General features: G+C 55.1%; 21 protein-coding genes. 7 read left to right on the plus strand and 14 right to left on the minus strand.

The window, feature by feature from the left end; all coding sequences use genetic code 11:
- Window positions 1-33: 33 nt before the first annotated feature.
- A complete protein-coding gene (locus tag HB779_RS14390; protein WP_188343028.1) occupies window positions 34-1,443 on the minus strand; it encodes an ATP-binding protein in 1,410 nt (469 codons plus the stop codon).
- Window positions 1,440-2,156 (minus strand): response regulator, encoded by a 717-nt coding sequence (locus HB779_RS14395; protein ID WP_188343029.1) that lies wholly within the window; start codon window positions 2,154-2,156, stop codon window positions 1,440-1,442. The genes HB779_RS14390 and HB779_RS14395 overlap by 4 nt, the downstream gene beginning before the upstream one ends.
- Window positions 2,157-2,405: 249 nt before the next feature.
- On the opposite strand from HB779_RS14395, the gene HB779_RS14400 reads away from it, so the two are divergent.
- The 3 genes from HB779_RS14400 to HB779_RS14410 all read left to right on the plus strand — a co-directional run bounded on the left by HB779_RS14400 (window position 2,406) and on the right by HB779_RS14410 (window position 3,569).
- Window positions 2,406-2,699, plus strand: coding sequence for a hypothetical protein (locus tag HB779_RS14400; protein ID WP_244642374.1), 294 nt, complete (start codon window positions 2,406-2,408; stop codon window positions 2,697-2,699).
- Window positions 2,700-2,741: 42 nt separating this feature from the next.
- Window positions 2,742-2,969 carry a hypothetical protein gene (locus tag HB779_RS14405; protein WP_188343030.1) on the plus strand — a complete coding sequence of 76 codons (228 nt, stop codon included), beginning with the start codon at window positions 2,742-2,744 and terminating at the stop codon, window positions 2,967-2,969.
- 345 nt (window positions 2,970-3,314) lie between these two features.
- The gene (locus HB779_RS14410) at window positions 3,315-3,569 is read left to right on the plus strand and encodes a GlsB/YeaQ/YmgE family stress response membrane protein (RefSeq protein ID WP_188343031.1); all 255 of its coding nucleotides are present in this window, start codon (window positions 3,315-3,317) and stop codon (window positions 3,567-3,569) included.
- 78 nt (window positions 3,570-3,647) lie between these two features.
- Here the strand turns inward: HB779_RS14410 and HB779_RS14415 are convergent, their stop codons facing one another.
- The gene (locus tag HB779_RS14415; protein ID WP_188343032.1) at window positions 3,648-6,728 is read right to left on the minus strand and encodes an efflux RND transporter permease subunit; all 3,081 of its coding nucleotides are present in this window, start codon (window positions 6,726-6,728) and stop codon (window positions 3,648-3,650) included.
- Window positions 6,725-7,942 (minus strand): efflux RND transporter periplasmic adaptor subunit, encoded by a 1,218-nt coding sequence (locus HB779_RS14420; RefSeq protein WP_188343033.1) that lies wholly within the window; start codon window positions 7,940-7,942, stop codon window positions 6,725-6,727. Before HB779_RS14420 ends, HB779_RS14415 begins: the two co-directional genes overlap by 4 nt.
- Window positions 7,943-8,116: 174 nt before the next feature.
- On the opposite strand from HB779_RS14420, the gene HB779_RS14425 reads away from it, so the two are divergent.
- Window positions 8,117-8,707, plus strand: coding sequence for a TetR/AcrR family transcriptional regulator (locus tag HB779_RS14425; RefSeq protein WP_188343034.1), 591 nt, complete (start codon window positions 8,117-8,119; stop codon window positions 8,705-8,707).
- Here the strand turns inward: HB779_RS14425 and tgt are convergent.
- From tgt to coaD, 5 genes are read right to left on the minus strand one after another with little or no spacing between them, the layout of a single operon-like run.
- Window positions 8,698-9,831, minus strand: a complete 1,134-nt coding sequence (gene tgt / locus HB779_RS14430) for a tRNA guanosine(34) transglycosylase Tgt (protein ID WP_188343035.1) — start codon at window positions 9,829-9,831, stop codon at window positions 8,698-8,700. The genes HB779_RS14425 and tgt overlap by 10 nt on opposite strands.
- Complete coding sequence (queA, locus tag HB779_RS14435; protein WP_188343036.1) at window positions 9,828-10,907, minus strand: tRNA preQ1(34) S-adenosylmethionine ribosyltransferase-isomerase QueA; 1,080 nt, start codon at window positions 10,905-10,907, stop codon at window positions 9,828-9,830. Before queA ends, tgt begins: the two co-directional genes overlap by 4 nt.
- Before the next feature lie 14 nt (window positions 10,908-10,921).
- Complete coding sequence (locus HB779_RS14440) at window positions 10,922-11,431, minus strand: peptidylprolyl isomerase (RefSeq protein ID WP_188343037.1); 510 nt, start codon at window positions 11,429-11,431, stop codon at window positions 10,922-10,924.
- Window positions 11,432-11,459: 28 nt separating this feature from the next.
- Window positions 11,460-12,044: a peptidylprolyl isomerase gene (locus HB779_RS14445; RefSeq protein ID WP_188343038.1), complete on the minus strand. Its 585-nt coding sequence runs from the start codon at window positions 12,042-12,044 to the stop codon at window positions 11,460-11,462.
- A gap of 52 nt (window positions 12,045-12,096) precedes the next feature.
- On the minus strand, window positions 12,097-12,588 hold the full coding sequence (gene coaD, locus HB779_RS14450) for a pantetheine-phosphate adenylyltransferase (protein WP_188343039.1): 492 nt from the start codon (window positions 12,586-12,588) through the stop codon (window positions 12,097-12,099).
- Window positions 12,589-12,783: 195 nt separating this feature from the next.
- Here coaD and HB779_RS14455 point away from each other — a divergent pair, with 195 nt between their 5' ends.
- Window positions 12,784-12,930 carry a hypothetical protein gene (locus tag HB779_RS14455; protein ID WP_188343040.1) on the plus strand — a complete coding sequence of 49 codons (147 nt, stop codon included), beginning with the start codon at window positions 12,784-12,786 and terminating at the stop codon, window positions 12,928-12,930.
- On the opposite strand, the gene gyrA is transcribed toward HB779_RS14455, so the two are convergent.
- Complete coding sequence (gene gyrA / locus HB779_RS14460; protein ID WP_256440602.1) at window positions 12,927-15,734, minus strand: DNA gyrase subunit A; 2,808 nt, start codon at window positions 15,732-15,734, stop codon at window positions 12,927-12,929. The two genes, HB779_RS14455 and gyrA, sit on opposite strands and share 4 nt — an antisense overlap.
- Window positions 15,735-15,963: 229 nt before the next feature.
- Here gyrA and HB779_RS14465 point away from each other — a divergent pair, with 229 nt between their 5' ends.
- Window positions 15,964-16,593, plus strand: coding sequence for a MarC family protein (locus tag HB779_RS14465; protein WP_188343041.1), 630 nt, complete (start codon window positions 15,964-15,966; stop codon window positions 16,591-16,593).
- On the opposite strand, the gene HB779_RS14470 is transcribed toward HB779_RS14465, so the two are convergent.
- The gene (locus HB779_RS14470; protein WP_188343042.1) at window positions 16,590-17,885 is read right to left on the minus strand and encodes an NAD(P)/FAD-dependent oxidoreductase; all 1,296 of its coding nucleotides are present in this window, start codon (window positions 17,883-17,885) and stop codon (window positions 16,590-16,592) included. The two genes, HB779_RS14465 and HB779_RS14470, sit on opposite strands and share 4 nt — an antisense overlap.
- Window positions 17,886-17,936: 51 nt before the next feature.
- Entirely contained in the window at window positions 17,937-18,812 is an 876-nt protein-coding gene (locus HB779_RS14475; RefSeq protein ID WP_188343043.1) for an AraC family transcriptional regulator, read from the minus strand.
- A 37-nt stretch (window positions 18,813-18,849) separates the two neighbouring features.
- On the opposite strand from HB779_RS14475, the gene HB779_RS14480 reads away from it, so the two are divergent.
- Entirely contained in the window at window positions 18,850-19,257 is a 408-nt protein-coding gene (locus HB779_RS14480; protein WP_188343044.1) for a DUF2000 family protein, read from the plus strand.
- Between the two features lie 4 nt (window positions 19,258-19,261).
- On the opposite strand, the gene HB779_RS14485 is transcribed toward HB779_RS14480, so the two are convergent.
- Window positions 19,262-19,699, minus strand: a complete 438-nt coding sequence (locus HB779_RS14485; protein ID WP_188343045.1) for a YqaA family protein — start codon at window positions 19,697-19,699, stop codon at window positions 19,262-19,264.
- A gap of 33 nt (window positions 19,700-19,732) precedes the next feature.
- A complete protein-coding gene (locus HB779_RS14490) occupies window positions 19,733-20,791 on the minus strand; it encodes a LacI family DNA-binding transcriptional regulator (protein WP_188343046.1) in 1,059 nt (352 codons plus the stop codon).
- Window positions 20,792-21,296 lie beyond the last annotated feature (505 nt).

Below are 21,296 nucleotides of genomic sequence, written 5' to 3' on the forward strand. Positions count from 1 at the left end.
GACGCGACCAAAGGGATTATCTGTGAGATAAGTTTAAGCCAGCGGAATTCTCAACTCGGCTCTCAATCCCCCTTCGGGATCATTTTTCAGTACGATATCGCCGCCGCAGCGCTGGGCGATGTTGCGGGCAATGGTAAGGCCAAGCCCAAAACCGCCGGTCTCCCGGTTGCGTGAGCCCTCCACCCGCCGGAATGGCTGGAAAACCTCGTCAAGTTTCTCCTGGGGAATACCGGGGCCCTTGTCGCGAATGACAAGAACAATATCGTTTTCCACCTGCGACAGATCAACATTCGCGCTTTGACCATATTTAACCGCATTGTCGATGAGATTGGTAATACACCGCCGCAATGCGATGGGGCGGCCAAAACAGATCAGTTTGCGGGAAGCAGAACTGCTCTTGCCGAACGTCACCTCGGGATAGTTATCGGCAATCGAATCGACCAGCGACCAGAAGTCGATCTTCTCCTGTTCCTCTTCGACAATCTCATAGGTGGCGAAATCGATCACCGAGCGTGAAATCGCTTCAATGTCATTGAGGTCCTGCATCAGGGACTGACGCAGTTGCGATTTGCGCAAAAGCTCCAGCCGCAGACGAATGCGGGTCAAGGGCGTGCGCAAATCATGTGCCAGCGCGGCAGCCAGCTGCTCGCGGTCCGCCACATATTCACGTAGCTGCGCCTGCATTGCGTTCACCGCCCGCGCCGCCGATTTGTATTCGGTACTGCCATATTCGGGCAAAGGCGGGATTTTCACATCCTCACCAATGCGTTTGACAGCGCTTTCCAGGGCCCGATACGGCGCCGTCAATCTGCGCATGGCCCATATCGACATGATGATGACGATTGCCGCGACCGAACCGAAAAGCGGCAGGGTTTGGGTCGTCAAAATCGGATCAATCGGTGCGACGGGCGTTACAAAATTCAACCACTGGCCGTCGCTGAATTCGATGGACGCTGCCAATCCGCCGCTCTCGCTGAAATCCTGCGCCAAATCGGTTAACTGCCGTTCGACAATTCCCACGTCAGGATTGAATGTGCTGGGATTGACGGGCATTCCCGTGACAACTTTTGGCGAATCGCGGCGAACCCGTGCATCGGTGACGCCAAACGCGGAAAACCGCGCCACAAGCACATCTTCAAGTTCCGCCAGATTGTCATCCGCCGCGATAGCCGACTTCACGGCCGGTTCATCCGACATATAGAGCGGGCTCGATACATTCGACATGGCAGTGGCAAGGCGTGTTCTTTCCGGTGGCGGCGAAGCATAGAGCAGTTTGACCAGCGTATAGGCACGGTCGCTCAACCGGAACAGCTCTTGGATATTGTTGCCTTCATTGCGATCACGCGAAACAATCGACAAGGTCGCAATCTGCGTGGTGATCAGTCCGGTTATCAGGATCAGCAGAATCCAGCTTGGCAATGACTGGGGCAGAAACCGTTTCATTCCGCCACGACCTCAGGGACGAACTGATAACCACCGCCGCGAATAGTCAGGATGATTTTGGGCGAGCGCGGATCATCTTCCATCTTGCGGCGAAGACGGCTGATCAGAATATCGACGCTGCGATCATAACCATAGGCAACATTGTTTCCGGCAAGTTCCAACAATTGATCGCGGCTGAGCATGCGCTGCGCGCTTTTCACCAAAGTCTCGAGCAGATTGAATTCACCGCTGGTCAGTTCAATCCGCACATTATCCGGTGAAATCAGCCTGCGCCGCGAGCAATCCATCGTCCAGCCAGCAAATTTGTAGACCTGAGGCTCTATGCGCCGGTCTGTGCCGGGCGCATCGAGACGGCGCAAAACGGCCCGCACCCGCGCCAGCAATTCGCGGGGATCAAACGGCTTGGATACATAATCGTCCGCGCCCATTTCCAGCCCGACAACCCGGTCCGTGGTTTCGGTGATTGCGGTGAGCATGATAATCGGCACACGTGAATGCATACGGATATCGCGGCAAATCTCCATGCCGCTCTTGCCCGGCAGCATGACATCGAGAATGAGCAGATCGACCGGTGTGCGGGAAAAGATTGCCTGCATCTCGTCATTGTCGCGGGCAACAGACACCCGCATACCGCGCTTCTTCAAGAACTCATGCAGCAGATCACGGATAGCCTCATCATCATCGACAATCAGAATATGCGGTTCGGATTTCATGCGAATCTTTCGATGTGGCAAGTTTTGATTTGATTATCCGGCAACAGGATAAAGGCCGAAATACGCATTGACCAGCACCGCCCGGTGAATTCGCCGTGATTTACAGCGTCTGCCCAGCTCCAGAAACAATTGAGAAACAAAACTCTACAGAGCGGAAAAACCCGCGCAATAGTGATGCCCGATAAAGAGCCCATCGATCCTGTTCAAACGCTCTGAGACAGGACCTGTTTGAGTAAACCAAAGGTTCTTATGCGCAACATTCTCACCATGTCGACACTGATTTTGACCGGCGCGGTCTACCTGACTGCACCTGTTGAAATGTCAATGGCGGATGAAACGCTCACACGCAGCGAGCTCTGCAGCAGGTTACAGCAGCAGACTCAACAAGCAATCACCGAACACGCCGTGGCAAAACGGGCAGCCAAGGCGAGAGTACTTCAACGGAAGGCGATAAAGTTTTGCGCAAGCAACAAGCAGGCGCAGGGCATTCGAACATTCGCCCAATCGTTGAAACTGCTCGGTGTACAACCGATCGATGACTGATCGACTGTATCCCACCAGCCCATTTGAAAAGGAAACTGACCAATGAAAAAGTCCCTCTATACAGCTCTCGGCCTTGCTATCGCTCTTGCTGTTTCGGCTCCCGTTCTGACAGCTTCCAGCGCCAACGCTGCGACCGCTCCTGCTGCTGCAACTGCTACAACAACTGCCGTTAAGCACACAGCCAAGGCAAAGCATCACGTCAAGAAGACTGCCAAGCACAAGGCTCACAAGAAGGCTGCTGCCAAGAAGGCCGCTCCAAAGAAGGCTTAATCGTCTCCAAGCTGAATTCTTGCATTGTCTGAAACTATGCCGGTCATGGGAAACCATAGCCGGCATAGCTTTTTCGTTATAGGTGCTGTGACGTGCAGTTTTTTTTCTCCGCAGCATAAAACACAATGATTTCTGTGAGATAGCCTGCCTTTCCAGCGCGAAAACCACTCTATCAACTAGATATTGTGCCTATAGGCGAATGCCACCACAAGTTTAATTGTCCAAAATGCATTTCCCATCGTAAAATCGATTCGATGATTCTAAGGCCGATCACGGATCGCCCATGAAAAGCGGCATCCACGGTCTATTGGGCCATCGTAACGCAATCGCATGGGAGAGACGACTATGGGTGCAGAAGGACTTCTGATTTTTCTATTGGTGGGACTTGTCGCTGGCTGGCTTGCCAGCATTCTTGTCGGTGGAGGCGGTTTTGGCCTCGTTGGCGATCTGGTTATTGGCGTCGTTGGCGCATTTATCGCGGGCTTCCTATTTCCACGTCTGGGCATATCGCTGGGTGCCGGCATTCTTGGTGCCATTATCTCGGCAACGATTGGCGCGGTAATCCTGCTGGTCATTCTTCGTCTCGTTAGACGAGCCTGACACCGCCAAACATCGAAAATGACAAAGCCTCCGAACCCGGCAAGGTTCGGAGGCTTTCTTTGTATTCAATCGTCAGCGTCAGACGCGGCCGAAGTTTGCTTCGCTTTGCTGCGTCGCCGCGATCGTCTCGACCTTCTCGTCCTTGCGGGAAATGAAGGTGTAGAACATCGGTACGACAAAGAGCGTGAAGATTGTACCGACAAGAATACCCGAGAAAATCACGAGGCCAATGGAGTAACGGGCCGCGGCACCGGCACCGGTTGCCGTGATCAACGGAATAACACCAAGTGCCATCGCCGCAGTCGTCATGAGGATCGGGCGAAGACGGGTCTTTGCCGCAAGAATGATCGCATCATGCCGGGATATGCCATGCAACTCACGCTGCTGATTGGCAAACTCCACCATCAAGATACCATGCTTGGTGATCAAGCCAACGAGCGTGATCAGCCCCACCTGCGTATAGATGTTGAGCGTTCCCAGACCGAGATTCAGCGGAACGATTGCGCCGAAGATCGACAGCGGAACCGACATCATGATGATGAACGGATCGCGGAAGCTTTCGAACTGCGCCGCAAGCACAAGGTAGATCACGATAACAGCGAGCACGAAGGCAATCAGAATTGTGTTGCCCTGCGTGATCTCCAGACGCGATTGACCGGTATAATCCAGGAAGAAGCCATTTGGCATCAATGGACGCGCTGTATCAACCACGGCCTTCAGGCCTTCACCGGTTGTAACGCCCGGCATGGGCAGTGCGGAAATCGTCGCCGAATTCAGCTGATTGAACTGCTCAATCGCTGCCGGAGAAGCGTTTTCCGTCACTTTGATAACTGCCGACAATGGCACCATATCGCCCGATGAACTCTTGACGAAGTATTTGCCAAGATTTTCCGGATTGGAGCGGAAATCCTGCGGCACCTGCGGAATGATATCGTAGCTATTTGAATCGCGGTCAAACTTCGCGATTTTACCGCCACCGACCAGAAGCCCAAGCGTCTGGCCGATTTCACTGACAGGAATACCCAGAGCCGATGCACGATCACGATCAATGGTAACAGTCACCTGCGGCGCGTTAAACGAAAGCGAATTCTGCGCGACAATGAACTTGCCCGAAGCCTGCACCTTGTTCTTTATCTCTTCTGCCACTTCGAACACCTTGTCGGCAGGACCGGTCGACTGGATAACAACCGAAATCGGCAAACCGCCGCCCGTGCCGGGCAAAGTTGGCAGCGCGAAAATATAGGCCTGCGCACCCGCCATCGGACTGATCATGCCTTGCAGTTCCTGCTGCAACTGTTTCTGCGATTTTTCACGCTGTGCCCAATCCTTGAACACCCAGATCGCAAACGCCGAGTTCGTCGTGCCAAGACCGAGAATATTGAACCTGGCTTTGAGTTCAGGCAGATCCTTGGTCAGTTTGTCGAGCTGATCGGCATAAAGCTTGGTGTAATCAGACGTTGCATATTGTGGTGCGTTGACAAGCGAGACCAGGAAGCCGGAATCCTCTTCCGGTGCCAGTTCGGACGATGTCTTGTTGAACAGGAAAGCCGTCAATGCCACAAGCGCGATAACAATGAACAGGGTTACCGGCCGGAAAGCCAGCGATCCTGCAACACGGCGTTCATAGGCGCCTTCCAGCCAGCTGAAGCTGTTGTCAACGATACGCTGGAAACGGCTGTGATTACCACTTTTCAGCAGCAACGCGCACATCATCGGCGAAACCGTCAAAGCAGCGACGCCGGAAATGATAACAGCACCAGCCAGCGTGAAGGCGAACTCGCGGAACAACGCGCCTGTCAGACCACCGGTAAAGCCCAGTGGCGCAAACACGGCAGCCAGCGTGATGGTCATCGCCACGATCGGGCCGGTGATTTCCTTCATGCCCTTGAGCGCGGCATCAATCGGTTTGAGCCCCTCTTCGATGTGTCGATGGATGTTTTCAAGCACCACAATCGCATCGTCGACGACAAGCCCGATCGCCAGAACCATTGCCAGCAGCGACAGCAGATTGATCGAATAGCCGAGCAGGAAGAGGAAGAAACACACGCCGACCAACGAAATCGGAATCGTAACAACCGGAATGATGACCGAACGGAACGAGCCGAGAAACAGCAGGATGACGGCGACAACGATAAGTACCGCTTCACCAATGGTCTTGAACACTTCATAGATCGACGAGCTGATCTGCTCAGTCGAATCGTAAAGCATGATGATGGACATGCCTTCCGGAAGCGTCGCGTCGATTAACGGCAATTCTTTGCGCACGGCAGCGGTCATATCCAGCGGATTTGCCGACGGCGTCGGGAAAATACCAAGAAAGGTACCGCTCGATCCATTGAAGGTAACGCGCGTATCAGTATTGACGGCGCCAAGCTCAATGCGGGCAATGTCACGCAGGCGGACGATGTTGGTACCATCCGACTTGATCGGCATCGCACCGAAGGCCTCAGGCGTTTGCAAAGTCGTCTTCAGCGTGATCGGCGACGCGACATAGAGGTTTTCGATCTTGCCCGGCGCGGACAGGAAGTTTGACTGCTTGATCGCGGTCAATACTTCCGAAGCTGTTGTCTTACGTGCGGCCAGTTGAACCGGATCGATCCAGACGCGCATTGAAAACACCTGACCACCCAGAACCTGTGCATCAGCGACACCTTGAATCGTCGACATACGCGGCTGGATAACGCGCTGCAGATATTCGGTGAGCTGTACGCTGGTCATATTGGGATTTTGCACAGCCAGATACATGGTCGCGAACTCTTGACCTGTACCCTTCTTGATCACGGGATCATCAGCTTCCGTTGGCAGATCGCCGCGAACCTGATTGACCTTGGAAATAACTTCGGTCAGGGCCGCGTCCGGATCGGCGCCAAGTTTCATCTGCACAGTAACCGTGCTGGATGATGGCACCGATGAGGATGTGACGTAGTCAATGTTTTCCGTTGTGGTAACAGCTTTCGCAATCGGTGCGGAAATGAATCCTTGCATCAGATCGGCGCTGGCACCAGCATAAGTTGTTGTGATGGTGATGGCCGTTTCGTCAACCTTTGGGTACTGGCGAACCGCAAGGTTCGACACTCCCTGGGCACCGAGCAGGATGATCATCAGGGCGACAACCGTCGACAGAACCGGACGGCGAATGAATACATCTGAGAAATTCATTTTGTGGGCAGTCCCGCATCTGTGGTGTTGGCCGGGTTCACGGCATTGGCAATCGTCACCGCTCCACCAGCGTTCAAACGATTTTGACCGGCCGTTACAACGACATCACCCGTTTTAATGCCCTTGGTAATCTCGACCAAAAGACCTGAACGGCGTCCTGGCGTAACGAAAACCTGAGCAAGAACAAATCGCTCTTCTTTCTTGGCTGCATCAGCCGGCTTCGCCGCATCCGTCGGCTTGGCTGCGTCTGCAGGTTTTGCTGCATCGGCCGCCTTGGCTGGATCTTCCTTCTTTTCCTCAGGACGAAGAACAAAGATGTAATCGCCATAAAGGCTAGAAACGAGCGCGGTCTGCGGCAAGGTGAAGACATTGTCTTCCTGTGGAAGCGTGACGTAAACCTGCGCAAACTGACCGGGACGCAGCTTGCCGTCCTTGTTGTCAACCTTCGCACGAACGGAAACCAGACGTGTTGCCGGATCAATGCGGGGCTCAACAGCGGTGATGACACCGTCATAGGGCTGTTCGACGTCAGTCAGTTTCATCTTGATCGGCTGACCAATTTTCACCTGCTGAAGGTTCTGCTCGTTGACCGTGAAGTCTACACGCATGGTAGCAAGATCCTGCAACGAAACCACGACCTTACCCGGTGACAGGTACTGGCCAAGTTCGATTTGCGGAATACCAACGGTGCCCTTGAACGGCGCTTTGAGCAGTTTCTGGTCCATTACGGCTTGCAATTTGGCGATCTCGGCCTTCTTGGCCAAGGATGCAGCCTGCGCCGTATCAACATTGGATTCCGCGCCCACACCGCGTGTGTTCAGCGTACGGGCACGCGCCAGCGTCTGGTCGTTCAGAACGTCCTGAGCCTGCGCGGCAACGATGTCAGCCTTCTCAATGGCATCATCAAGCTGCAAAAGCGGAGCACCCTGATCGACGATCTGGTTGGCCTCAAACGGGATATTCTTGACGATACCGGCAACTTCAACAGCGAGCTCGACACCCTGAATAGCGCTGACAGAGCCAATCGCTTCGATATTGGGCGTCCATACGCTCGGCTCAACCTTATAGGTTGATACCGGTTGTGCCGGCTGCTGCATTGTCGCAAAAAATTGTTTGATCATCCCCTCTTTGAAGTAGTTGAACCAAACCAATCCTCCGCCAAGCACCACGACCAGGAGTAGAATGATCACAGGTAGAATGTAGCGCTTTATCATGGGGAACCGCTCCGGAACAAAACAATGGCCAGCAAAGTTTGTTGCCAGCCTGTCAAATGAGAATAACGTGATGTGGACTTGATTGCCACGCGCAATTTACTGTACCGTCTGGACGGTAAAGTCAATAGAAGCGGGATTCCTTATGGAACTAATAATTTAAAAAGAAAGAGCGGGATGCGGGCGGCAGTTCTCACGACAAAAGATAAAATCCTGCAGGCAGCTGCAGAAATCGCCATGGAGGTGGGCCCTGTCCATCTCTCCCTCGATGCGGTTGCGCGCCGAGCGGGACTTTCAAAAGGCGGATTGCTTTATACATTTCCAACCAAGGCCAAATTGCTCGAAGCGCTTGTCGAGCACCATGTGGCCGAATTTGACGAATCACTGCGCATGCAGGAAGCCCGGCGCAACCACAAGGTGAACAGCGTCGTTCAGGCCTGTATCGAGGTTTATCGCGCCGAATTTGTGCTGAACGAGCCGGAACCGTCAGGCATATTGGCGGCCATAGCCAATGATCCAAGTTTCATCGATCCCATCCGACGCTACAACAAGCAGCTCCTCGAGCGGATGAAGGAAAATTCGGAAGACCCGACTATGGCCCTCATCGCATTCCTGACCATCGAAGGCCTGCGCAGTCTGAAACTGTTCGACATGGATACGGTGACGCACGAAGATCAGATTGCTGCGATTGACGGCTTGCGCCAGCTGTTCGCTCCCTGCGATCCAGACAAGCCGTCCCAGTCAGCCACGACGCAAGATCAGGCGTAGGGCGCGATGTCGCCCTGTGCCCAAGCGCCTTGCGTGTCTTCCGTAAAAGCACTGAAACGCCCGGCTTCGATGGAACCACGGATGCCCTGCATCAACTGCTGGTAATAGGCCAGATTGTTCCATGTCAGCAGCATGCCGCCCAGCGCCTCACCCGATTTAACCAGATGATGCAAATAGGCACGGCTGTAATCACGCGCGGCCGGGCATGAGGATTCTTTATCCAGCGGACGCGGATCATCCGCATGGCGGGCATTGCGCAGATTGACCTTGCCGCGACGGGTGAACGCAAGACCATGGCGTCCTGCCCGGGTTGGCATCACGCAATCGAACATATCAATGCCGCGCGCCACGGATTTAATGATGTCATCCGGTGTTCCAACACCCATCAGATAGCGCGGCTTTTCCGCAGGCAATTCAGGACAGGTAATGTCGAGCATGTCGAGCATGACTTCCTGCGGCTCGCCCACAGCCAGACCACCCACCGCATAACCTTTGAGGTCCATGGCCTTCAGTGCCTGCGCCGAGCGGATGCGCAGATCCGGCACATCGCCGCCCTGCACGATGCCAAACATAGCCTTGCCAGGCTGATTGCCGAACGCCACCTTGCAGCGCTCCGCCCAGCGCAGCGACAATTCCATGGCGCGCTGAATGTCTTTCGGTGTTGATGGCAGCGCGACACATTCATCAAGCTGCATCTGGATATCGGAATCCAGCAGGCCTTGAATTTCGATCGAGCGTTCGGGGCTCATCTCATAGGCACGGCCATCGATATGTGAACGGAAGGTCACACCCTTCTCATCAAGCTTGCGCAATTGCGCCAGTGACATGACCTGAAAGCCGCCGGAATCCGTAAGGATCGGTCCCTGCCAGCGGGCGAAATCGTGCAGACCACCCAGTTTGGCGATACGTTCCGCGCTTGGACGCAACATCAAATGATAGGTATTGCCAAGGATGATATCGGCGCCCAGATCGGCGACCTGATCCATATACATGGCTTTGACCGTTCCGGCCGTACCGACGGGCATAAAGGCAGGCGTGCGTACGGTGCCGCGCGGCATGGTGATTTCACCACGGCGGGCCTTGCCGTCGGAGGCGATGAGCTTGAATTCAAAGTTTTCTGTCATGATGGGGATCGCCATAACAGGCTTGCATCACCATAGGAATAGAAGCGGTAGTGATTTTTGACCGCGTATTCATACGCGGCATGCATACGTTCAAAGCCGCTGAAGGCAGAAACCAGCATGAACAGGGTCGAACGCGGCAGGTGGAAATTGGTCATCAACAGATCGACGGCGCGGAACTTATAGCCGGGAGTGATGAAAATATCCGTCGGTCCGGACCATGCCTTGATAACGCCGTCTTCGGTTGTGGCACTTTCAAGCAGCCGTAGCGACGTGGTGCCAACACTGACAATCCGCCCGCCACGCGCTCTCACCGCATTCAATGCGTCAGCAGTTTTCTGGTCCACATGACCAATCTCCGCATGCATTTTGTGATCGGCGGTATCGTCTGCCTTCACCGGCAGAAATGTTCCGGCGCCCACATGCAGCGTTACATAATGCTGTTCGATGCCCAGGAGCTTCAAATCCTCAAGCAATGCGGGGGTAAAATGCAGTCCGGCGGTCGGCGCGGCAACGGCACCCTCTTCGCGGGCATAAATGGTCTGATAATCCTCACGGTCGCGGCCATCTTCGGCACGCTTCGACGCGATATAAGGCGGCAACGGAATATGCCCCACGGCAGCAATCGCCTGATCCAGATCTGCACCGCTGAAATCGAATACGAGCAACGCCTCGCCTGCCTCGCCTTTTTCCGCAACTGTCGCCTGCAGGGATCCAAGCAGACAGGCATTGTTGCCATCGCCGAAGTCGATGCACTCACCCTGCTTGACGCGTTTGCCTGGGCGCAGAAAGGCTTTCCAGCGATCCGGCCCCACGCGCATATGCAGCGTCGCACTGATCTGGGCTTTGACGCCTTCGCGCTCGCGAAAACCTTCAAGTTGCGCCGGTATCACCTTGGTATCGTTAAAAACCAATGCATCACCGGCACGCAGGAAATCGCCAAGATGCTTGACGGAACTGTCCTCAAATCCAGAACTACCCGCCTGAACAAGCAAAAGCCGCGCTGAATCGCGCGGCTCTGCAGGTCTCAATGCGATGTTTTCTTCCGGCAGATCGAAATCGAAAAGATCAACACGCATAATGGGTCAATGATCTATTCGGCGTCTGCGGCAACGCGCATGGAAACGATGGAATCCGGATCCTGCACCGGCTCGCCGCGCTTGATCTTGTCAACATTGTCCATGCCTTCGATAACCTGACCCCATACGGTGTATTGACGGTTCAGGAATGCAGCGTCGTCGAAGCAGATGAAGAACTGCGAATTAGCCGAGTTCGGGTTCTGCGAACGGGCCATCGAGCAAGCGCCGCGGCCGTGGTTGGCATTGGAGAATTCAGCCTTGAGATCAGGCTTTTCCGAACCGCCCATGCCGGCGCGCGATGGATTGAAAGAAGAACCACCCTGCTTGCCGAACTTGACGTCACCGGTCTGTGCCATGAAGCCATCGATCACACGATGGAAAACAACGCCGTCATAGGCGCCTTCGCGTGCGAGTTCCTTGATCCGCTCCACATGACCGGGAGCCAAATCAGGATAGAGTTCAATGACAACGTTGCCCTTGGTGGTTTCAAGCAAGATTGTGTTTTCTGGATCTTTGTAAGCCATTTCCGGCATCTCCTATTGATTGATTGAATTATTTCGCCGGACCGACAGTAACCTTGATCATCTTGTCCGGGCTATCGACAGCACCATTCTGTGCTTCGTTGCCTTTTTTGATCTTGTCGACCGTTTCCATACCGCTCGTCACCTTGCCGACGACCGTGTACTGGCCATTCAGGAATGAGCCATTGTCGAACATGATAAAGAATTGCGAATTGGCCGAGTTCGGATTTGAGGAACGTGCCATACCAACAGTTCCGCGAACGAATGGTTCCTTTGAGAACTCCGCTGGCAGATCAGGACGCTTCGAACCGCCGGTTCCAGCCGCCGCCTGATTGTAGCCCTTCTCGGTATTGCCATACTGGACGTCGCCTGTCTGGGCCATGAAGCCCGGAATGACGCGGTGGAACACGACACTGTTATAAGCGCCTTCCTTGGCAAGGGCCTTGATCTGCTCGACATGCTTGGGCGCAAGATCGGGACGCAGTTCGATCTTGACGTCACCGTCCTTGAGCTTGATCGTCATGGTGTTCGCGTCATCGGCCCAACTGGGGCTTAGCGACGCAAAAGACAGGGAAGAAACGGCCGCCACAAGAAGCGCAGTGCGAAATACGGACATGAAAGTCTCCAAAGGATCGGGATTGGTCTTGAGCCCTGTTTGAATTCGGCCCTTATTTGAATTTGGCTTTGAGCGCCTCAACAACAAGTGCGGGAGCAAAGTGTCTGGTGTCGCCCCCCATAGCCGCAATCTGCCGAACCAATGTGGCAGTAATGGTTCGAACCGAAGGATCGGATGGAAGGAAGACGGTTTGCAGTTCCGGCGCCATCTTGCCGTTCATGCCGGCCATCTGCATTTCGTAGTCAAGATCGGTTCCGTCACGCAGCCCGCGCACCATCAGCGATGCGCCGTGCTTGCGCGCCGCATCAATCAGCAAACCATCGAACGCAATGACTTCGAGCCGCTCGCTATCCCTCCCGAAGAACTCCTTGGATACCCGTTTGATCAGGTCCACCCGCTCGTCAAAAGAAAACAGCGGCGCCTTGCCGGGATGGATGCCAATGGCGACAAACACCTTGTCCGCCAGGCGCAAAGAACCCTGCAGCACATCCATGTGGCCATTGGTGATGGGATCAAACGATCCGGCATAGATTGCGATTTTCATACCGTCTCCTAACCGTTTTATCAGGCGCTTTCAATGGTTAGCACGGGATCAAGCGCAGGTTAAATGAACGGTAGATGAACGGCCCGATCAGCAAGTATTCAGCTGCCATTAACTATACCAGAGTCAGAAAATGAAACCTTTTGGCTCTTAGTGCGTTGTTAACCATAAGAAAGCTGAAGATCGAAAGGACTGATAATGTTTATTCTTCTTAGCGTCGGCATGATGATTGCGATGATGGTTTCCGCCGTCGTCATGATGATGGAAGAAAGCAAAAAGCGGGAAGCCAAAGTAAAGACCTCCCGCTTTGGTGTGTATCCGACGAATAATCGTCGTCAGTTCTAAATCTCTTCAGAACCACCTGTTGGGGCAGATCCATCTGCCTCTTCTGCGGATACAACTGCTTCAAGTTCTTCGTCGTCGCTATCGGTTTCCGAAATCCGCTCGACCGAAACAACCTTCTCGCCATCGGCTGTATTGAAGATTGTCACGCCCTTTGTAGAGCGACCGGCAACGCGTATGCCGTTGACCGGCACGCGGATCAGCTGGCCACGATCCGATACAAGCAGAATCTGATCCGAAGCTTCGACCGGGAACAGCGAGACAAGCTTGCCGATTTCGTCGGTTTTCGACGTATCTGTCGCACGAATGCCCTTGCCGCCACGTCCTGAAACGCGGAACTCATAGGACGACGAGCGCTTGCCATAGCCATATTCGCTAACGGTCAGAACTGTCTCTTCACGATCACGCAATTCGGCATAGCGTTCTGCATTGAGATCCGCCACATCCGTGGCTTCTTCACCAACCAATGCGATTTCCTCAACATCGTCAGCACCCTGCGCACGCCGGTCTGCCGCAGCCTGTTTCAGATATGCCGAACGTTCCGCCGGGCTCGCATCCACGTGGGCAAGAATTGCCATCGAGATCAGCGTATCGCCCTTGGCCAGCGTAATGCCGCGCACACCGATCGAATTACGGCCGGCGAATACGCGTACATCCGTCACAGGGAAGCGAATGCACTGACCGCCAGCGGCTGTCAGCAGCACATCATCAAACTCGTCACATGTATCGACGCCGAGGATCTCATCACCCTCTTCTTCCAGCTTCATCGCGATCTTGCCGTTGCGGTTGACCTGAACGAAGTCGGAAAGCTTGTTCCGGCGCACGGTGCCGCGCGTCGTGGCAAACATCACGTCAAGATTGGTCCAGCTTGCCTCGTCTTCGGGCAATGGCATGATTGTGGTGATGCGTTCGCCCTGTTCGAGCGGCAACATATTGATCAGCGCCTTGCCGCGTGACTGCGGCGTACCGATTGGCAGACGCCAGACCTTTTCCTTATAAACAATGCCGCGCGATGAGAAGAACAGCATCGGCGTGTGGGTATTGGCCACAAACAGCCGTGTGACGAAATCCTCGTCCTTCATCGAAACACCGGAACGGCCCTTGCCGCCGCGGCGCTGCGCACGATAGGTCGTCAATGGCACCCGCTTGATATAGCCGGCATGGCTGACCGTCACGACCATGTCTTCACGGGCGATCAGGTCTTCGTCATCCATATCGGCGCCGCCATCGGTCAGTTCCGTGCGGCGCGGGGAGCCAAATTCGTCGCGAATGGCAGCAAGTTCGTCCTTGACGATCTGCATGATACGCTGACGCGAAGCCAGGATTTCAAGGTAATCCTTGATTTCAACGCCAATCTTGTTGAGTTCATCAGCAATTTCATCACGGCCGAGCGCCGTCAGGCGCTGCAGACGCAGATCGAGAATGGCGCGGGCCTGCTCTTCCGACAGATTATAAGTGTTGTCGTCATTGAGCGTGTGACGCGGATCAGCGATCAGGGTGATCAGTGGTGCCACATCATTGGCGGGCCAGCGGCGTTCCATCAACTGGTCACGCGCGGTGGCCGGGTCCGGCGCCTGGCGGATCAAGGCGATGATCTCGTCAATATTGGCAACAGCAATAGCCAGACCGACCAAGACATGCGCACGGTCACGCGCCTTGCGCAGCAGGAATTTCGTGCGGCGGCTGACAACTTCCTCACGGAAGGCGACAAAGGCCCGCAGAATGTCCATGAGGTTGAGAAGGCCTGGCTTGCCGCCATTAAGCGCCACCATGTTGGCGCCAAACGAGGACTGCAGCGGCGTAAAGCGATAGAGCTGATTGACGATGACATCGGCAACCGCATCGCGCTTCAATTCAACAACGACGCGATAACCATCACGATCCGACTCGTCGCGGATGTCGGAAATGCCCTCGATGCGCTTTTCGCGCACAAGATCCGCCATCTTTTCAATCATCGTCGCCTTGTTCACCTGATAAGGCACTTCGGTGATGATGATTGCTTCGCGGTCGCCGCGCATCGGTTCGATGGCGACCTTGCCGCGCATCAGGATCGAACCGCGTCCGGTACTATAGGCCGAATGGATGCCCGAGCGCCCAAGAACAATACCGCCCGTCGGGAAATCGGGACCGGGAATGATTTCCATCAGCTCCGGCAGATCGATCAGCGGATTGTCAATGAGCGCAATACAGCCGTTGATAACCTCAGCCAGATTGTGCGGCGGGATATTCGTCGCCATACCAACGGCAATACCACCGGAACCATTCACCAGAAGGTTGGGGAAACGAGCCGGAAGAACCATTGGCTCCTGCTCGCGGCCGTCATAATTGTCCTGAAAATCAACAGTTTCCTTGTCGATATCTTCAAGCAGCGATTGAGTGACCTTCTCCAGACGGCATTCCGTATAACGCATCGCCGCCGGGGAATCGCCATCGATGGAGCCGAAATTGCCCTGCCCATCCACCAGCGGATCGCGCAGCGACCAATCCTGCGCCATACGAACCAGCGCATCGTAGATCGATGCGTCGCCATGCGGATGGTATTTACCCATCACTTCACCGACCACACCGGCAGATTTACGATAGGATCTGTTCCACGACAGGCCCATCTCGTTCATCGCATGCAGGATACGCCGATGCACTGGCTTCAGGCCGTCACGCACGTCTGGCAGCGCACGGCTGACGATCACGCTCATGGCATAGGAGAGATAGGAGTTTTGCATCTCCTCGATAATGGAAATTGGCTCGATGCCGAAATTTCCGCCTGGTTTATCGTCTTCTGGGCCGGATGGTGGGGTTAGTTCAGACACGAGGCACTCATCTTTCGTATAGAATCAATCTTCATCTTATAGCGGCTTTTGAACGCAAAAGCCAACCGGAGACACCGCAATACACAGCTGAAAACCCTTTGTTTTCAATGGGATACAACAGTTCATTTCAATCAGTGAAAAACTTGGTTGCAAAATCTCAACTTTATCGACGCTTCACCGCGAATCCGGTACGCTAGGACAGCTTCAATCAGAGAAGAAAAGCAAAATCGTGGCGCTTTATGACACCCTGCTCAATGCGCTCGTTACCTTGATGGTGACGATCGACCCTCCGGGACTGGCACCGCTTTTTCTTGCGCTGACGCGGGGTATGAACCGCAAGGAGCGCAGTCAGGTTGCCTTGCGCGCCAGCATCACTGCTTTCGTGGTTCTGACGATTTTCGCCGTTGCCGGTGCGCAGATTCTGGCGCTGTTCGGCATCACCATCGGCGCCTTCCGCATCGCGGGCGGCCTGCTCCTGTTCTGGATCGCCTTCGAAATGATTTTCGAGCGGCGGCAGGAGCGTCATGAGAAGAGCGCAACCGTCGCCATCACCAAGGATCATATCCGTAATATCGCCGCCTTTCCGCTTGCCATTCCGCTGATTGCAGGCCCCGGCGCCATTTCCGCAACGATCCTGCTTGCAGGCACCCTGTCCGAACCCACATCGCGTCTGGCGCTGATCGGTATCATCCTCATCTGTATCGCCGCATCCTATGTGGTATTTTTCCTCGCTGAGCGCGTGGACCGCTTCTTGGGTGAAACAGGCCGCTCGATCCTTACGCGCCTGCTGGGCGTCATCCTTGCGGCTCTGGCGGTACAATTCGTGGCAGATGGTATCAAGACTTTTATTGCCACCTAAGCGATATGATCTTCCTCGGCAGCGTCTCTCTGCGTAATCAATCGCGCACTGCGCGCGCCGCTGACGGAAATCCATAGCCAGCTCATCGCCACAGCAAGACGGTTGCGCACACCGATGAGGAAGTAGATGTGCGCCAGCCCCCAGAGCCACCAGGCGATATAGCCCTTGAACGTGATGAAGCCGAAATCTGTCACCGCCGCGCGTTTGCCGATGGTCGCAAGATTGCCTGCATGGCGATAGCGGAACGGTCTCGGCGTTGTATCGCCCGCCAGTCGCGCCTTGATCGTCTTGCCAATATGGACGCCCTGCTGTTTGGCGGCAGGCGCAATACCGGGAACAGGGCCCTTGTCACCGTTCTTGACCGTCGCGGTATCGCCGATAACAAAAATATCCGAATGCTCAGGCGCTGTCAGATCATCATTGACCACAACGCGCCCTGCCCGGTCAGCCGATGCATTCAGCCATTTCGCCGCCGGTGATGCCTGCACTCCTGCAGCCCAGATAATCGTGCCTGCCCCGAGTGATTTTCCTGCATATTCCACACCGTCCGCGTGACATTTCATCACCGGATTTCCCAGATGCACCTGCACGCCAAGCTTCTCGAGTGCCCGCTGCGCATAGGCCGACAAATCCTCGGAAAACGCGCCAAGAATGCGGTCTCCGCCTTCAATAAGCACCACCTGCGCCGTTGCGGGATCGATGACCCGGAACTCGCCTTTCAGCGTATCGCGGGCAAGGTCGGCAATTGTTCCCGCAATCTCGACACCGGTCGGCCCGCCGCCGATGATCACAAATGTCAGCAAATCCTGGCGTTTCTTCGGATCCGGCTCCCGTTCGGCCTTTTCAAACGCCGTCAGGATACGTCGCCGGATCGTCGTGGCATCTTCCAGTGTCTTCAGTCCAGGCGCATAGGGCTCCCAGTCATCATGACCGAAATAGGCATGGCGTGCGCCCGTCGCCAGCACCAGCGTATCATAGGGAATAACCTCGCCATCCGCCGTCGAAATGGTTCGCGCCTTCGTATCAACGCTTTCAACAGTTCCGAGCAACGTTTTGATATTGCTGTATTTGCGCAGGAGATGGCGGATAGGCCATGCGATTTCCGAAGTTGCCAGCGTCGATGTTGCCACCTGATAAAGCAGCGGCTGGAAAAGATGGTGATTGCGCTGGTCGACAAGGGTCACCGCGATATCGCTGTTGCGCAAGTAATGAGCCGCCTCCAGACCGCCAAACCCGCCACCGACAATGACCACCCGGTGCGGGGTGTTCGAAGGCGTCGTCGTGTCCGTCATGTCAGGCTCCTTGTGCGCTGCACAATAGGTATCAGACCTCCGGTAGAAAGGTCAAACCTTACGGCTGGCGGTGGTCAGCATTGCCCAGCGTCCAGGCGTCATGCCAAAGGCTTTCTTGAACTGCCGGTTGAGATGGCTTTGATCGGTGAACCCGGTTTCGGCGGCAATCTCTGCCAGCGGAACGCCAAATTTCATCAGCTCCTTGGCCCGCTGCAGACGGCGCATCAGCTGAAAACGATGCGGGCTGGTGGCATAGAGGGCGCGAAAATGCCGGGATAGCGCATAGCGGTCAAGCCCGCTCACAACTTCCAACTCCTGCGAGCGCACCTGCCGCAGGGCATTGTCGGCAAGATATTCCCGTGCGCGGCCAGCCTGTTGCATGGCTGGCCGGCCCAGCAGCTTATCCGGTTGACTGGCATGCCGCGACAGTCCGTCAGTCAGCCGCGAGACGATGTCATCCACCAGAAGTTCATCCATTTCCTCGTCCAGACTGGCAAATGCCGTGGACAGGGTCGAAACAATGGACGCATCAGCGAAAACCGGATCATGGACGAAGGGCAGCGCGGCATGGGTGCTGCCGAGGGCTTCCAGCGCCAATGCTGGTTCAAGATAGATCATCCGGTAACGCAAGCCCTCATCAGTACCCGCGCCGCCATCATGGACCTCATCGGGATGCAGAACCATGATGTTGCCCGGCAGGCTTTGCCGTTTTTCGCCGCGATAGCGGAAGGTCTGAACCCCGTGCAGCGTAATGCCAATGGCATAGGTATCGTGCCGATGCGGTTCGAATGCATTGCCGGTAAAGCGCGCTTCCATTCGCTCAACCCCCGGATTGGAAGGCGCCGACGTGATCGCGTCGCGCACCGGACGTTCGCACAAACGTCCAAGACCGCGCAGGGCTTCCTCTCTTAGGCTTTCACTTGGCATCCCACACTCTCGACCCATGAATGGAGACCTAGATTTGGTGTTTGATACGAAAATTGCAATCGTTGTGCGTGATGATCTCGCGACATGGCAGAAACTCAATGTCTCGTCATTCCTCACGGGCGGCCTTGTTGCGCCGACTCCCGGCCTGATCGGCGAACCCTATGTAGACCGCGCAGGCCATCATTATCATGCCCTGCCCATCCAGCCGCTGATCATACTCACAGCAGATCAGGCCACTCTGTCGGCAATCCATCGCCGCTCGCTGGAGCGTGAGGTCAAATCCTGCCTTTATGTCGAAGAAATGTTTTCGACCGGCTATGACCAGCTCAACCGCGCCACATTTGCCCGGTTTGCGCCAGACGATGCCAGGGTTGTCGGCATTGCGCTGCGCGCTGAAAAGAAGATCGTCGACAAAATCACCAAAGGCGCAAAAATGCATCCCTGACGCTCTACCAGCTGCTCGCCAATGCATACACGGCGAGATAGCGCGCCGTTTTGGCAACCGCCACAATGAGCACAAAACGCCACAATGGCTCACGCAACACACCGGCAATAACAGTCAGCGGATCACCAATGACTGGTACCCAGCTGAGAATCAGCGTCCATTTGCCATAGCGCTGATACCAGCGCGCGGCGCGCTCAAGCTGGGCTTCGCTGGCGGGAAACCATTTGCGCTGGCGAAACTGCTCAATGCCGCGTCCAAGCAGCCAATTGAGGACCGAGCCGAGCACGTTGCCAAGGCTGGCAACAGCGAGAAGGACGGATGCGGGATAGGAATGTGTCAGCAGCAAGCCTGCAAGCAGCGCTTCCGATTGCATCGGCAAAATGGTTGCGGCCGCAAAAGCCGCCGCGAACAATCCGGCATAGACACCAAAATCAGCAAACATGATGAGGTGCCTGCTTAAAGCGATGAACCCTGGTCATATTTTCGGCGCAACGGTGCTGCCTCTCACCGCCAGTTTCACATCGAGGATATCCTGCTCCATCGGCATGGTATCGTCCAGAATGGCGCTCACGGCACGTATCGCCAATTCCTCAAACGGCTGGGCCATCGTGGTCAGACCTGGTTTGAACAAACCGCCTTCCGGCACCCCATCGAAACCAACAATGGAAATATCGTCGGGGACATTCAGTCCCCGGCCCGCGAGCCAAGCCATCGCCAGTATCGCAATATTGTCGGACATGGCGAGAATCGCTGTCGGAGGTGCTGCGGAGGCAAAAATCTGCTCAAGACAGGCGTGAACGCTTTGCCGGTCATTCTGGGTTTCGAAGACCGGGACTTCCTCCCGCGAAATGCCAGTTTCTGCCAGCGCATGCCAATATCCGGCCGCGCGGTCGCGCGACGTCGAATATATCCCGCGCTCGACATCTTGAACGCTGACACGTCCCACGTGGTCATCCGTGAATTCAGTTGCCAGAACGGCAAAACGCCGGTGCCCCAAACCTGTCAGATGCCGGGCCGCCGTGGCCGCCCCGTCGATATTGTTCACGCCGATGGCCGGGATCGACTGGTCGTCACTGCCCAATGCCAGACTGATAAAGGGCAATTGCCTTTCACGGGTGAGCTCAACAAGCCTTTCTCCGCCTTCAACGCAAAGAAGCACAAATCCATCGACCAGAGCACTCTGGATGTTCCAGCTCAGTTTCTGCTGGTTTCGGGCTGACACAAGCGTCAGGCCCGTCCCCCGGGCGTCGCACACCTCAGCAAGCGCTGTCAAAAACGCCCTTGCCCACGGATCATCAAAAAAATACGCAAGCGGTTCAATCGCCGCCACGCCTATTGCATTGACCTTTCCCGCACGCAAAAGTCTGCCAGTTACACTCGGACCGGCATAGCCATGTTCTTTGGCCACGGCCAGAACGTACTCACGCACTTCGTCTCTGACCACTTCCGGCCGGCTGAATACGTTGGAAGCCGTTCCCTGCGATACGCCTGCTGCCTTGGCAATATCCGCAAGCCTGACTTTGCCCTTGGTCAATCCTGAATCTCCCTAATCACCAGTTTCGAAACTAGCACAAAGTTGTATCGATTCAATTAACTTGACAGTCGATCAGGTGATCATATAATTGAACCGGTTCAAACTTTGGGTTCTATTTCAAAATTGAACCGATTCAAAATGGAGAATGCAAATGATACCGGCAAGCTATTTCTTCAGGGATGTTTATGATGCGCAATGGATCAATCCAAGCGAACTGCAGCCAGTTGACCTTGTGCCTCCGCCACTCCGCAGGAATCAAGGATTCTTCATTCGGTTATACGGCTTTTTATCGGAGCTGTTTGCCGCCGAGGGACGTCGCACACCAAAATGCGAAACTGTGCAATGATCAACCAACAAGCAGGAACCGCGATAGAGGAAAATGTCCGGTAAATGGGCGCAAAATCACTGATTTGGAAAAGTGGATACCGGCCTTCCCGGTAAAACCAGATTTTTGCGGAACACGGGCCATCTTATAAGTGCCGGACCTTCTCGCCCTGACGCCCGC

Source organism: Phyllobacterium sp. 628 (assembly GCF_014189505.1).
In the GTDB taxonomy this organism is placed as follows: Bacteria; Pseudomonadota; Alphaproteobacteria; order Rhizobiales; family Rhizobiaceae; genus Phyllobacterium.

Coding starts and splice junctions, on each gene's coding strand:
- HB779_RS14390 (WP_188343028.1), bottom strand. CDS start 1,443: ATGAAACGGTTTCTGCCCCAGTCATTGCCAAGCTGGATTCTGCTGATC.
- HB779_RS14395 (WP_188343029.1), bottom strand. CDS start 2,156: ATGAAATCCGAACCGCATATTCTGATTGTCGATGATGATGAGGCTATC.
- HB779_RS14400 (WP_244642374.1), top strand. CDS start 2,406: ATGCGCAACATTCTCACCATGTCGACACTGATTTTGACCGGCGCGGTC.
- HB779_RS14405 (WP_188343030.1), top strand. CDS start 2,742: ATGAAAAAGTCCCTCTATACAGCTCTCGGCCTTGCTATCGCTCTTGCT.
- HB779_RS14410 (WP_188343031.1), top strand. CDS start 3,315: ATGGGTGCAGAAGGACTTCTGATTTTTCTATTGGTGGGACTTGTCGCT.
- HB779_RS14415 (WP_188343032.1), bottom strand. CDS start 6,728: ATGAATTTCTCAGATGTATTCATTCGCCGTCCGGTTCTGTCGACGGTT.
- HB779_RS14420 (WP_188343033.1), bottom strand. CDS start 7,942: ATGATAAAGCGCTACATTCTACCTGTGATCATTCTACTCCTGGTCGTG.
- HB779_RS14425 (WP_188343034.1), top strand. CDS start 8,117: ATGCGGGCGGCAGTTCTCACGACAAAAGATAAAATCCTGCAGGCAGCT.
- tgt (WP_188343035.1), bottom strand. CDS start 9,831: ATGACAGAAAACTTTGAATTCAAGCTCATCGCCTCCGACGGCAAGGCC.
- queA (WP_188343036.1), bottom strand. CDS start 10,907: ATGCGTGTTGATCTTTTCGATTTCGATCTGCCGGAAGAAAACATCGCA.
- HB779_RS14440 (WP_188343037.1), bottom strand. CDS start 11,431: ATGGCTTACAAAGATCCAGAAAACACAATCTTGCTTGAAACCACCAAG.
- HB779_RS14445 (WP_188343038.1), bottom strand. CDS start 12,044: ATGTCCGTATTTCGCACTGCGCTTCTTGTGGCGGCCGTTTCTTCCCTG.
- coaD (WP_188343039.1), bottom strand. CDS start 12,588: ATGAAAATCGCAATCTATGCCGGATCGTTTGATCCCATCACCAATGGC.
- HB779_RS14455 (WP_188343040.1), top strand. CDS start 12,784: ATGTTTATTCTTCTTAGCGTCGGCATGATGATTGCGATGATGGTTTCC.
- HB779_RS14470 (WP_188343042.1), bottom strand. CDS start 17,885: ATGACGGACACGACGACGCCTTCGAACACCCCGCACCGGGTGGTCATT.
- HB779_RS14475 (WP_188343043.1), bottom strand. CDS start 18,812: ATGCCAAGTGAAAGCCTAAGAGAGGAAGCCCTGCGCGGTCTTGGACGT.
- HB779_RS14485 (WP_188343045.1), bottom strand. CDS start 19,699: ATGTTTGCTGATTTTGGTGTCTATGCCGGATTGTTCGCGGCGGCTTTT.